Origin of the sequence: Sulfurimonas sp. (assembly GCF_023229025.1) — a bacterium.
Taxonomy (GTDB): domain Bacteria; phylum Campylobacterota; class Campylobacteria; order Campylobacterales; family Sulfurimonadaceae; genus Sulfurimonas.
Genome location: NZ_JALOAA010000048.1, coordinates 1 through 12,134 on the forward strand (window position 1 = coordinate 1; position 12,134 = coordinate 12,134).

General features: G+C 35.1%; 11 protein-coding genes and 6 tRNA genes. 2 read left to right on the forward strand and 15 right to left on the reverse strand.

Annotated elements, in window-relative coordinates:
* Nucleotides 1-1,005 (forward strand): HAMP domain-containing sensor histidine kinase (locus M0Q20_RS09825; RefSeq protein ID WP_295061311.1); only part of this gene is annotated, 1,005 nt, incomplete at its 5' end.
* On the opposite strand, the gene thrC is transcribed toward M0Q20_RS09825, so the two are convergent.
* The 8 genes from thrC to M0Q20_RS09865 all read right to left on the reverse strand — a co-directional run bounded on the left by thrC (nt 991) and on the right by M0Q20_RS09865 (nt 9,195).
* Entirely contained in the window at nt 991-2,463 is a 1,473-nt protein-coding gene (gene thrC, locus M0Q20_RS09830) for a threonine synthase (protein WP_295061314.1), read from the reverse strand. The genes M0Q20_RS09825 and thrC overlap by 15 nt on opposite strands.
* A gap of 43 nt (nt 2,464-2,506) precedes the next feature.
* Nucleotides 2,507-2,926 carry a hypothetical protein gene (locus tag M0Q20_RS09835; protein WP_295061317.1) on the reverse strand — a complete coding sequence of 140 codons (420 nt, stop codon included), beginning with the start codon at nt 2,924-2,926 and terminating at the stop codon, nt 2,507-2,509.
* Between the two features lie 118 nt (nt 2,927-3,044).
* On the reverse strand, nt 3,045-4,268 hold the full coding sequence (locus M0Q20_RS09840; protein WP_295061318.1) for a murein hydrolase activator EnvC: 1,224 nt from the start codon (nt 4,266-4,268) through the stop codon (nt 3,045-3,047).
* Nucleotides 4,265-5,077: a cell division protein FtsX gene (locus M0Q20_RS09845; RefSeq protein ID WP_295061321.1), complete on the reverse strand. Its 813-nt coding sequence runs from the start codon at nt 5,075-5,077 to the stop codon at nt 4,265-4,267. Before M0Q20_RS09845 ends, M0Q20_RS09840 begins: the two co-directional genes overlap by 4 nt.
* Nucleotides 5,064-5,735 (reverse strand): ABC transporter ATP-binding protein, encoded by a 672-nt coding sequence (locus M0Q20_RS09850; RefSeq protein ID WP_295061323.1) that lies wholly within the window; start codon nt 5,733-5,735, stop codon nt 5,064-5,066. The genes M0Q20_RS09845 and M0Q20_RS09850 overlap by 14 nt, the downstream gene beginning before the upstream one ends.
* Nucleotides 5,728-6,900: a tRNA (guanosine(46)-N7)-methyltransferase TrmB gene (trmB, locus tag M0Q20_RS09855; RefSeq protein ID WP_295061326.1), complete on the reverse strand. Its 1,173-nt coding sequence runs from the start codon at nt 6,898-6,900 to the stop codon at nt 5,728-5,730. Before trmB ends, M0Q20_RS09850 begins: the two co-directional genes overlap by 8 nt.
* Before the next feature lie 11 nt (nt 6,901-6,911).
* Nucleotides 6,912-8,276: a hypothetical protein gene (locus M0Q20_RS09860; protein ID WP_295061329.1), complete on the reverse strand. Its 1,365-nt coding sequence runs from the start codon at nt 8,274-8,276 to the stop codon at nt 6,912-6,914.
* Entirely contained in the window at nt 8,224-9,195 is a 972-nt protein-coding gene (locus tag M0Q20_RS09865; RefSeq protein ID WP_295061332.1) for an RluA family pseudouridine synthase, read from the reverse strand. The genes M0Q20_RS09860 and M0Q20_RS09865 overlap by 53 nt, the downstream gene beginning before the upstream one ends.
* Before the next feature lie 50 nt (nt 9,196-9,245).
* Here M0Q20_RS09865 and M0Q20_RS09870 point away from each other — a divergent pair, with 50 nt between their 5' ends.
* A complete protein-coding gene (locus M0Q20_RS09870) occupies nt 9,246-10,358 on the forward strand; it encodes an FtsW/RodA/SpoVE family cell cycle protein (protein ID WP_295061335.1) in 1,113 nt (370 codons plus the stop codon).
* Between the two features lie 17 nt (nt 10,359-10,375).
* On the opposite strand, the gene M0Q20_RS09875 is transcribed toward M0Q20_RS09870, so the two are convergent.
* From M0Q20_RS09875 to M0Q20_RS09905, 7 genes are all read right to left on the reverse strand, one after another.
* Nucleotides 10,376-10,452, reverse strand: a tRNA-Asp gene (locus M0Q20_RS09875).
* A 221-nt stretch (nt 10,453-10,673) separates the two neighbouring features.
* Nucleotides 10,674-10,749 (reverse strand) — tRNA-Val (locus M0Q20_RS09880).
* 12 nt (nt 10,750-10,761) lie between these two features.
* Nucleotides 10,762-10,837 (reverse strand) — tRNA-Glu (locus M0Q20_RS09885).
* Nucleotides 10,838-10,960: 123 nt separating this feature from the next.
* A tRNA-Val gene (locus M0Q20_RS09890) sits at nt 10,961-11,036 on the reverse strand.
* A 92-nt stretch (nt 11,037-11,128) separates the two neighbouring features.
* Nucleotides 11,129-11,205: transfer RNA gene (locus tag M0Q20_RS09895), tRNA-Asp, on the reverse strand.
* Nucleotides 11,206-11,207: 2 nt separating this feature from the next.
* Nucleotides 11,208-11,283 (reverse strand) — tRNA-Lys (locus M0Q20_RS09900).
* Nucleotides 11,284-11,358: 75 nt separating this feature from the next.
* Nucleotides 11,359-12,134, reverse strand: a 776-nt coding sequence (locus tag M0Q20_RS09905; protein WP_295061338.1) for a CinA family protein, incomplete at its 5' end; no start/stop codon positions are given.

Here is a 12,134-nt window from a genome sequence, read left to right on the forward strand (position 1 = left end):
CTTCTTAGCGTACAGTACAAAAAACTTATTAAAAATATAGATGATTACGTTTTAAAAGTTCAAAAAGAGAGTGAAGAGGAGATAAAAAACACCTTACTAGTAAAAATTGTTCTTTTTGTACTTTTAATTTTTCTTCTAATTGCTCAAGCTATTTTTATATTTATGCCCGCTGAAAAAGAGATAAAAGAAAAAACGAAAAAACTTGGAGATATAAATAAAAACCTCAAGGAATTAGTTGCAGCTGAAGTTGCTAAAAATGAAGAAAAAACGCTGCAAATTATTCACCAGTCAAGACTTGCAACTATGGGCGAAATGGTAAGTATGATTGCTCATCAGTGGCGACAGCCCTTAGCATCTATCTCTGCAGTCTCAGGTACGCTCTCTCTTGATATCATGATGGATAACTACAAAGCAGATTTTTTTCAAGAAAAACTAAACTCAATTGATGAGCTAGCTCAACATCTCTCCTTAACAATAGATGATTTTAGGGATTTTTTTAAAACAGACAAGGAGCTTCATGTTCAAGAGCTAAAAGATATTGTCGAGAAGAGTTTTAAGATTATTGCCCCGACATTAGAGGCAAAACATATCTCCTATAACAACACTATAGAGGATGACATATTTGTTAATACCTATGTTTCTGAAATCAAACAGGTACTTTTAAATATATTGAAAAATGCAGAGGATGTGTTGGTAGAAAAAAAGACTCAAAATCCTACAATCTGGATAGAAGGGTACAAAAGCGGTAAGTTTGCAGAGTTAGTTATTGAGGATAACGCTGGAGGTATCCCCAAAGATATAATAGATAAAATTTTTGAACCGTACTTTAGCACTAAAAAATCAAAAGACGGAACCGGTCTTGGGCTATACATGTCAAAAATAATAGTAGAAGATCACTGTAAAGGAAAACTAAGTGTTGTAAACGGCAGTTACGGTGCAAAATTCACCATAACTATACCGCTAGAAAATAGAAATAGTTTAAAAAATGATTTAGAGAAATCTTAAAATCTCTTTTTCGATATCCTCTTTTTCTATAACAGTGCTTTGAGTGATTTTTTTACTAAAGAGCTCTTTTATCATAGTTGGTATTTTGAGATTTGCCTCTTTGGAGATAGCAAGCAATGCTTTTAAATCTTCGCCATCAACCTCTCCTGTTAGTGCATTTGCAATCACAGGCGAGAACTTTGTCCACTCTGCAGTTGAGTACGCGATAGTTTTTATATCTTTTTTTGAACATGTCTCATATGATTTCATACATGTAGCTGTATGTGGGTCCATAAGGTAGCCATGTTTATGGAAGGTATCTTTTATATACTTTTTACCCTCATCACCGGTACAAAAATCTGCATCAAAACAGTTTTGAAGAGATGCAAGTTCATCAGCTCTCAGCTCATAGAAGTGATTCTCTTCAAGACTCTGCATCAACTCTTTTGTTCTATCAGCACCAAACATATCATACAAAATTCTCTCAATATTTGATGATTTGAGTATATCCATTGCCGGAGAAGTAGTATTTACGACTTTTAAATCTCTTAAATCATATTTTCCTGTTTTTATAAGCTTTGTTAAAACATTGTTCTCATTTGAAGAGATAATTATTTTCTCTACCGGCAATCCCATTTTCCATGCATAATATGCACCTAAAGCATTTCCAAAATTTCCACTTGGAACATTTAGGTAAACCTTCTCACCCATCTCTACTGCCCCTTGGCGGACAAGCTCTAAATAGCTGTGAATATGGTAAATTATCTGAAAAATAATACGCCCAAAGTTTACGGAGTTTGCAGCAGATAGAAGAATGTTTTTCTCTTTTAATGCCTTTTTAAATTCACTCGAAGCTAACAATCTCTTAAGTGCGTTTTGCGCATCATCAAAAACACCGTTAATCCCGATAACTTTTAGATTTTTTGCATCTTCTGTTACCATTTGCAGTCTTTGAACATCGCTTGTTCCGCCCTCCGGATAAAGGCATGCAACCTGAACATTTGCTCTGTTTTTAAAGGTCTCCAGTGCTGCAGGACCCGTGTCACCGCTTGTTGCGGCAAGAATCAAATAGTGCTCGCTTCTTTTTTGTGCAATTGAAGATAAAACAACACCAAAAGGCTGAAGTGCCATATCTTTAAAAGCACGTGTTGGACCATGATAGAGTTCGCTTATATATAGATTCTCTTTGACTTTTACAACAGGAACCGGATTTTTTGGAGTATCAAATTTATCATAAAGAGTAAGCGCTTTTTTAATGACATTTTTTTCAATATCTATCTCAAAATGCTCCAGCATATCAAAAGCTAGCTCTTTATATGAGGAGTTTAAATGTTTTGTTAAAAATCTCTCGCCAAGCTCTGGTAGAGTCTTTGGCACATACAGACCGCCAAATGAAGCAATTGGGCTTAGTATGGCTTCTGAGAATGTTACACTTTCTGGGCTGTTTTCATCGCATCCGCGGGTTTGAATAAAGTTCATTTTTTCGCATACCTATAAATTTTTTTTGAAATTATATCTAAAATTAGTAGTGATTTCGATGCTTGCTATTTTTATCTAAATCTTTCTCATACTTTAAAAATGATATAAAAATAGCAATTAAAATAATAGTTGCTACTATCTCATACCCTATTAGCCAAATAATTAAAAATGCATTCATCTCCATGAGCTTAAAATTATCATAATTTCCGCCTGCTACAAAGAAAAAGAGAAAGATAGCGCCTGTTATATAGGGAACAGTTAGAAAATATAGAGTATAAAAGATACCCTCATACCCCTCTATAACAAAAACATAGTCGCTAAACTCTACTTTTTGTGAAGAGAAAGAGGGGCTTGCAGAGTTGGTTCTCTCTTTGTGAGCTCTTTTTGTTCCTCTATTTTTAAGCATCTGATTGTAGTAGAGCTCATTTTTTCTGTGACTCTCAGTATCCATATTATCATTCATCGTTGGCTCTTTTTACACTTAAGGTTAAAATAAAAACTCACAAATGCAAACTGTTATTTTATAATATAAATATAATATCAAAAAAAAGTTTTAAAATATTTTAAAACTCTCTATAATCTTACTGAAAAAGTCTTATAGGATTAATATGAAAGGATTTTTGAGTAACCTCAAAGATAAGTTCATCATTGACGCGCCCTATTGTGTACCCTTTTTTAATCTTTTTTCCCTTTCGTATATCAGGTGCTATTTGAGATAAGTTTGCATATATTGTATGGAGCCCATTGTCATGTTCAACAATAACAATATTGTCAAGAACCGGAGTTCTATCCGCATATATAACTTTGCCGTTAAAGACTGTTTTGACTTTTGTATTTCTCTCATTTGGCTGTAGGGATATTGATTCATTAAAGACTTTTATGCCGTAAATCGGGTCTGTATAAGTTCCATACTTTTTTGTAATCTTATATGGCTCAAATGGCGCTATTGTCTTTTGGCCTGTGTATTTTTTTGTTTTAGCAGCCTGATAACTACTTCCATGATTTTTTACTTTAGGCAGATTATCCTCTGAAATAATCTCCTTTGCATCAAAAGCTTTAGCTCTTGCTGCCTCCTCTTTGGCTTTTTTTAACTCATCTATCTTTATGATGTTTAATTTAGATAAGGTTTTCTTTAGCAAGTCTTGCTTTTTAAAAATATCTTTTAACTTATTCTTGTAAGAAATTTTTGTTTTCTCTAACTTTTTCAGAGATGCCTCATTAGCTTTTTTAGTCTTTTGAAGTTCCCTCCTCTTTTCATCAATATTTTTAATAGATTCTTCTAGAGAAGTTACTTTTTTATTTAATATATCTATATTTTTTGAGTTGTTGTGAAACTTTTCATTTAAATCTTTTATCTTCTCTTTGGCATTTTTAAGCATGAGTTCTAAAACTTCGTACTCCATTAGAGACTCTGCACTAGCACTATACTCCTCTTCAAGTATGATAGATAAGGATACGCTTTGAGCTATTGTAAACACCAACTCCTCTTCTAGCTCTTGCGTCTCCTCTTTTAACTTTGTCTGAGAGCTTTTAAGCCCCTCTAGTTCTTTGATATTCTCATTGTGACTGCCCTCTTTTTCAAGAAGCTCATTTTTTAATCTATTTAGATATTTATGCTGAGTGTCAATCTCTTTTCTCTGCTCCAGTATAGCCTGAGCAATTTCATCCATTTTCTTGCTTATCTCCTCTTTGCTTTTGGCAACAGAGCTTATTTCCGAACTTGTTTTTTTTATCTTGGCATCAACACTTGTTTTTGCATATAAATGAGAAGATATTAATGCAAATATTATTAGTAAACGAATCATGCCTCTTCTTTATGACCCAATACAATTAGTGATGCAAGAAGTATAGAGATTGACATGGCAACACCTAAGATAAGTAAAAGGTCATCAACTTGATCAAATATGACTATATTTATCCCAATATTGGCAAACTGCTCTAAGATTAGAGGAGATGATGCTAAGTAGGTAAAGATACCAAAAGCTAATAATGTTGCTATTAGAGCATCGACTATAGCCAGCCTAAACAAAATTGCTGAGCGCAGCCACAAAGCTGCACCAAAAAGACCCATAATGCTCATTCTCTCATTATGCTTATACTGCCAAATTTTTAGCTCTTTTGTAATAAGTAAAACAGTAACAACAAAGACAACTATAGCAAAAAGCCCAACTACGTTTTTAAAGAGCAAAAGAAGCTTATATGTTTTATCATGAGTGTGTGAAAAGTCCTCTACCTTTGTTATAGAGCTATTTTTAAGTAGATCTCTTCTTAAGTTTTTAACCTCATCGGGAGTCGGATAATGGGTTAGGCTTAGCTTATAAAACTTAGGCAAAGTAAGTTTAAGAAGTTCAAAGTTTGAACTCTTCATATCACTGCCTAGTTTCTCAATAACAGAGTCAGGTGATAGCTCTTTGGCATCAGAGATAATGTTGTTTATAGAGAGTATCTCATTTTGCTCCAATCTCTTTTTGCTAACAGCAATGACAGAGTAGTTTTGTGCAAGATTTACTCTATATGCTTCAATGGAACGCTCCGCAATAAGATAGACTTGCATTGAAAAGATAATACTCAAAAGTGCAATAACAAGAGAGAGATGGTTTCTAACAGACTTCATGAATGCTCCCATACTCTATGTGGAAATGCTTATAATCTACATTTAGCGTCTTTGGAATATTGTGTGTTACCACTATTACAGTGGTATTTAACTGAGAATTTGCGCCTTCTAACAGATTCCAAATTAGTTGCGAGGAGTACTCATCAAGATTACCGGTTGGCTCATCTGCTAAAATCAAAACCGGATTATGAGCTAACGCTCTTGCCATTGCAGCCCTTTGCTGCTCGCCACCGCTAAGTTCAAGCGGAAATTTTCCGGACTGATGGTTTAATCTTACATGTTTTAAAAGCTTATCTACCTGATTGCTTGCAACATTTTTTACGTAACCGTTAATTAAGAGCGGAAGCATAATGTTCTTATCAATTGTCCACTCCTTTACAAGTTTATAATCCTGAAAAACAATTCCTATATGACGCCTTAAAAAGTTAAGCTTTGAGCGTGAGACACCTTTTAACTCAACTCCGCCGACTACAAGTGAGCCTTGTTTTGGTTTTAGGGCACCAAAGAGGGATTTTAGAAGTGTTGATTTACCGCTTCCGCTTGCACCGGTTATAAATACAAAACTTCCTGAATTTACAGAAAAATCGGCCTTATTTATAATGGTTTCACTACTTGAATATGAGAGTGACAAATCTTTAGCTATTATAACCTTATCCATGAAGAACCTTGTTTAAAAATTGGTGTGCACAAAGATTGCTCTTTGACTTTAGAGGAAGTGCCGGATAGTAAAAAGCCATATCCTCTTTTACTATAACATAGAGGTGCTCCGGCTTATCAAAACTGCCCATAGAGAGACGAAGCATTACGCCATCTTCTAGCATGTATATTCTCTCAAAATGGATAAATCCGCCATCAAATTTATGAACCTCTTTATGAAGCTTTAGTATATTATCCTTAAATAAATTAATATCTAAAAAATCAAAACTTCCCTCAATATTTAGCTCTAAAGACTCCTCATCATTTATCATGCTTAAGTCATAAATATTCTTCTGCATCTTTTTCCATCTATCCTCATACTTGCTACTTACTGCAATATCTTTGTTCTTGCTTATATGAAGAGTGGTTCTGTCAAACTCTATAAAAGTGCTGTATGAGTAAGCGTAGTAGTTCTCACTATCTGTTCTTAGCTCCAGAGTTCCGCCTACTCTTAGTATACGCCTAGCCTCTTCTATAAAAGTAGTAGATATCACTCTTCTATGCGGTTTTTTATCCCATGGAACGGGAAAATGAACATAAATTTTATCTACTATATTTGAAGGGACAAGCTCCATGAAAAGTCTTGCATCATAACTAAGCAGAAGAATATTTTCAATATTTTTAATTTTTATCTGCTTTAAAACCTGCTCTATAGAGGGGTGGTGAATCTCTATCCCTATAAAAAGCACCTCTGGATTGCTTAGCGCTTGATGCAGAAGATGACGACCGGAGCCAAAGCCGACCTCTATACGAATCTCTCTATCTTTTGGAAAATTTTGCGCAAAATAGCTTATATCTTTTAAAGCCGTTATCTCTTGAAGATGAATGTTTTTTTGATTTTGAGGCACATTTGATGAGATGACATTTATATTGGCAGCTTTTGCGTAAGTTGCAAGCGCTTTATGAACATTATATGTTGAAGCCGGTCTTGTTAGCTTATCGCTCTTTAAAAGATTTCTCCCCTCTTCATTTTTAACTAGTAAAAAAAACTCGTCATCTTCTACTTTAACAGAGATGAGCCTCTCCTCTTTGTGATTTATATTGTCTGCTATAAAATCAAATGAGACTCCATCTTTACTAGAGGGAAACTCTATCTCCTTAAACTCTTCTATATGTAGATGCGGCATTCATTCTCGTTTTAGTTAAAATCTTGTACTGGTACTATTATGTCTTCTTTTGTCTCTGCTGGAGCTTCATAGTTTTGTTGTTGAAAAACCTTCTCTGTTTTTTTAGAATGTTTAATTATTGTATTTTCATCAATCTTTAGCTCAATCTCTATACTTGGTTCTGATTTAATATTGTTTGCATCAACCGCAAAAACTCTATAGTAGTAAGTCTTACCCGCTTCAATCTCTGAGTCTATAAACTTAGATCCACGTACATTTTCAAAATCTTCAATCGAGCTCTCTATAATACTCTTTTTATATCTTTTTTGTACATTATAACTCTTGACTCTCGGGTCTGAACTATTCCAAGACAACAAAACTTTACCGTCAGTAAGTTTTGCCTCAACCATTGAGGGAGTCTCTGGCTTAATCATGGTTTTTCCTAAAACAGAGTGATTACTATAGACACTCTCTAGTTTATCTTTATCAAAAACGCTGACTCTATAAAAATACTCTTTGCCGTCCTCCTCTATCAAATCAACGTATGAGTTATTTTTAGTATCTATTATCATCTTATATTTTCCATTGATATCAGATGATCTATATACTCTATAAACTAAAAAGTCTGGAGCGTCACTCTTCTCCCACCTAATCTCTACTCTTCTTGGCAAATCAGTAGAGGCTGTGATTTGCGTTATCTCTTTTGGCAGCTCTTTTGTTACTACATTAACTTCTTGGCTAGGATTTGAGATGAGATTATCAAAAGTAAGCGCGCGAATACGGTACTTATATGTAAAATTGTCTTTTAGGTTTTTATCTATGTACTCAGCATTTAATCGCCCATTGATGGTAGCTATATCGACCCATTTGCTATCTTCAAGTGTTCTTCTTTGAATAATATAAGATTTTACTTTTTCATTGCTGTGGGGTCGCCAAATTATTTTTGCACTTCTTGGCATAGAGTCTATACTATGAATCCAAGTTACCGACTCCAGATTTGTAAGAGATGTCAATGTGACAATATTACTCTTTTTTGACTCTGCTTTTTCACTATATGTCTTAAAATAGTATCCATATTTTGAGTTTGCTTTGATGTTTGTATCTAGATAGTGTGTAGAAAAACGATTATCAACAGTATCATAATAGTCATTCTCATTCTCTCTTACTTCATCTAGATTTACCTTATATATATAGACACCCTCTACTCTCGGGTCTCCTATAGGTTCCCACTCAAGTGCTATTGCGTTAATATCAACAATTGTCCCGTTTTTTGTAAGCTTTACAGTAGGCAGCGTATCGTCAATAACCGCATCTTTTTTTGGTGTAGGTTTTACACCACAGCCGCTAAGAATCAGCAGCGAAGCTGTGCATAATGTAACTAGTTTCCATAACTTCATCTATTTGCTCCGTATTAAATTTTTTATTTATATAGTTCATCATTTGTGCATCCGGCAATACAGAAAATGTAACTCTCTCTTTACTCTTTGGATGAATAAAATAGATTATGTATGCATGAAGCAAGATGCGTTCCGACTTCTCTTGTTTAGGGCTTTGAGCATAAATATCATCGCCTATAATATGACGATTTTTACTCTCTAAATGAGCACGAATCTGATGCGTTCTTCCCGTAAAAAGTTTACATGCAACAAGTTGATTTTTTTCATCACTACTTAGGGCGAGATTTTTAAAAAGCGTCTTTGCATATTTTCCATGCTCTAAACATGCCATCTTTAGTCTATTATTTAGACTTCTTGCAATAGGAATCTCCACCTCTGTCAACTCATCCTTTAAAGGGGGAGTTATAACTGCTAGATAGTATCTTCCCATACTCTTATCTTGAAGCTGTTTAGATAAAAATTCATGCGAAGCGTTATTTTTTGCCACAACCATAGTTCCGCTTGTACCTTTATCGAGCCTATGCACTATCCCGTTGCGCTCTTCTGCACTTATTGTTGAGAGTCTTACACCTCTGTATTTGAGCCAATCAACAAGCGTTGCCTCATTAACGCTTGGTGCAGGATGAACGATAAGTCCGCTTGGCTTGTTTATAACCAAAACATCATCATCTTCATAAAGCACCTCTACATCAAAATCAATATCAGGTACAGGTTTTATCTCTATTTTTGGAAACTCTACCTTAACCGTCTGCCCCTCTTTTAGCTTAGCACCACTACGAGAAACTACTTTTTTGTCAACTTCCACACACCCCTTTTTAATAAGATTTGCAATTTGTGAGCGACTTTGACCTATCTGCGATGTTAGAAACGTATCAAGGCGTTCTACATTCTCGCAAATATAACTCTGGGTTTTATTCATATTACTAACCTTTATGTTACAATTTCTAAAATTTTAATGGAGTTTCAAATTTGTGGAGAATTGATAAGCGTATTTTAGCACAATTTGATTTTTTTTCTATTATCTTAATAATACCGCTTATTATTACTTCAAACTGGCTTATTAATGAAGTCGTACCTACTCTTGGACAAAAACAGATTGCTTATGTTGGAGTCTCTGTCTTCGTCTTTTTAGGCATTTTTTTACTTCCGATACGCAGAATGAGTTGGGTTATTCCGCTTATTTATTGGATAAACATAGCACTTCTTTTAGCAGTAGAGTTTTTTGGTCATGCCAGACTTGGGGCACAGCGATGGATAGATATACCCCTTATCAATGCAACTATTCAACCCTCTGAGTTTGTAAAACCTGCCCTTATTTTAATGCTTGCTTACCTTATTTATAGAAATCCTCCTCCAATAGGCGGATATAGAGTAAAAGAGTTTCTCAAAATCAGTTTTTATATACTTCTTCCATTTATCCTGATTGCTAAAGAGCCTGATTTAGGAACTGCCTTGATTCTTCTTCTAATTGGGTATGGTGTACTCTTTTTTATTGGCGTATATTGGAAAATATGGGCAGTTATTATTAGTTCAATCCTTCTCCTCTCCCCTATTGCCTACAAATTTCTACTACATGATTATCAGAAGACAAGGGTTAAAGATTTTCTTAGCGAAAAACCATCTTATCACGTTCAGCAGTCAATGATAGCTATTGGCTCAGGGGGTCTTACAGGCAAATCAAAAGATGAAGCCACACAGACACAAATGCGATTTCTTCCTATATCTACAAGTGATTTTATCTTTGCTTACCTTGTTGAGAGAAGCGGTTTTTTAGGAGCTCTTGGGATTATTCTTATATATGTTATGCTTATTTTGCACCTCTTTAGCTTAAGTCTATTTTATAATGATTACTACATTAAAGTTGTAACAATCTCTATATCGTTTATGCTTTTTATATATATGGCAATAAATATTTCAATGACAATTGGATATGCTCCTGTTGTAGGTATTCCTCTACCCATGTTTAGCTATGGTGGGAGCAGTTTTTTAAATTTTATTATTCTCTTTGCAATTATGCAAAATCTTATAACATTTAGGTATAAAGATATGTATGATGGACGGGGAACTAAAAGTTTTTTATAGGAAAATCTAAAATGTAGTGGCGCGGTGGACGAGACTCGAACTCGCGACCCCCTGCGTGACAGGCAGGTATTCTAACCAACTGAACTACCACCGCGCATAAAATTATGCTTTTTGCTTTTCTCTGCGTTAGAACCTTTCGCTCAATTGTCACATAGTCCAACTATGCTCCTCATTCACTCAAGAACCCGCCTTGATTAAAACAAAAATCAAGAATTTAATAAATAATTGTTGTTTTTTGAATTAGTTGTGCTGAAGTTTTTAGCGAAGTGTACATTAGTACATGAGCTAAAAGCTGAAGTGCAAATAATCAAAAAATGGTGGGCACTACTGGACTCGAACCAGTGACATCTACCTTGTAAGGGTAGCGCTCTACCAACTGAGCTAAGCGCCCTTAATTATATTATGGCGACCCCTAAAGGATTTGAACCTCTGTCCCTACCATGAAGTGATAGTGTCCTTGGCCACTAGACGAAAGGGTCACTTTCATTTTAAACAAAAGGCTTTGTAAAAAAACTAAGTTTTTTTGCATTAAATGTGCCTAAAGTTCTAGCGAAGCATACTAAAAGTATGTGAGTTAGAAGTTTTGGTGCAAATAATCAAAATGGTGGGCATTACTGGACTCGAACCAGTGACATCTACCTTGTAAGGGTAGCGCTCTACCAACTGAGCTAAACGCCCTAAAATTGTGTTTTTGAATTAGTTGTGCGTAAAATTTTGCGTAGCATACTTAAAGTATGTGAGCGAAATATTGCGTGCAAATTATCAAAAAATGGCGCGGTGGACGAGACTCGAACTCGCGACCCCCTGCGTGACAGGCAGGTATTCTAACCAACTGAACTACCACCGCTTTGGTGTCCTGTGATGGATTCGAACCATCGGCCACATCATTAAAAGTGACGTGCTCTACCAGCTGAGCTAACAAGACATTTTCCTCTATTTGTTAAGAGGTCGAAATTATATGCAAATAGGTTTTAATTGTCAAGATAAAAAGATATAAAATTTAAAAAAACATCTCTTTGTCCATTAATAGCAACATTTTAATCGCAAAAAGAGTGCTTTGATGCTGGATATAGTTTCTATCTCCAATTAAGTTTAGTCGAATCTCTTTATGCTCTGTTTTAGTTCTTAGACCTATATATACCGTCCCAACAGGTTTGTACTTAGTTCCGCCACTATCACCTGCTACTCCACTTATTGAAATAGCGTAATCAGCACTGCTTACGCTTAGTGCACCATCACTCATCTGGGCAACAACCTCGCTGCTTACCGCGCCGTACTCCTGTAGTGTTTTAGGATTTACTCCAAGCCAATTCTCTTTAATAGCGTTTGAATATGTCACTAAAGAGCCTTCTAAGATTTTTGAAGCGCCGTTGTTTTTCGTAAAATAGTAGCTTAAAAGCCCTCCGGTGCAACTCTCTGCAAAAGCAATTTTTTTATTTTTTGATGATAGTTTTTCTATTATGTATGTCACTATATTTGTTGCGGCAACAACTCTATTTGGCAGAAGCTGTTTGGCTGAGGATATGAACTTAGATATATTTCCATACTTCTTGCTTCTGATTTCCACTCTTAGCCAGCCCTCTATAAGTTCCACTACCTCAATTCTAAGATCATACATTTGAGCAATTGGAGAGAGTATAGCAACTACGCTATCCCTCTCCTCTTCAAAAAGATGGATAGTCGCACTTGACTCTTCATGGTTTATAAGAATTTCCGGGAGTTTTTGCATCTCATCTACATGTAAAACATTTGTTATTGAATTTTTATACTCTAAAA